The sequence below is a fragment of the Desertibacillus haloalkaliphilus genome, assembly GCF_019039105.1.
Lineage (GTDB): Bacteria > Bacillota > Bacilli > Bacillales > KJ1-10-99 > Desertibacillus > Desertibacillus haloalkaliphilus.
This window is the reverse complement of record NZ_JAHPIV010000526.1, coordinates 1-342: the sequence shown is the minus strand read 5'-3', so window position 1 is coordinate 342 and position 342 is coordinate 1. Positions and strand designations below refer to the sequence as shown.

General features: G+C 44.4%; 1 protein-coding gene. It reads right to left on the bottom strand.

What is annotated here, in order from left to right; all coding sequences use genetic code 11:
• Window positions 1-127: 127 nt before the first annotated feature.
• On the bottom strand, window positions 128-342 hold a 215-nt coding region (locus KH400_RS23125), incomplete at its 5' end, for an amidohydrolase family protein (RefSeq protein ID WP_217228633.1).

Genomic DNA, 342 nt, shown 5'->3' with positions numbered 1-342 from the left:
CAAAAGCACCGTGCGTTGGCAGATTCACGCGCAACGCTAGCAGTCTTTGCGGCTATGCAAAAAGTCTGGGCAAAGTAAAAAGACGAGATGAACATCAATCTGTTCGTCTCGTCTTTTTGTCTGCATTTTAGTAGGCCAAGTGACCCTTATCAAGTGGCAAAATAAATGGGTTTTGGAATCCAGTTGTATCAACGAATTCACCAAACTTAGCAACGCGCTTTGGATCTTGCAAAACCTTAATATCAGCAAGTGGGCTGGCATCGAACATAACGAAGTCGGCCATCTTACCAGGTACTAGCTCACCATAATCATCACTGATTTGAAGCAAATCAGCCGCATTGG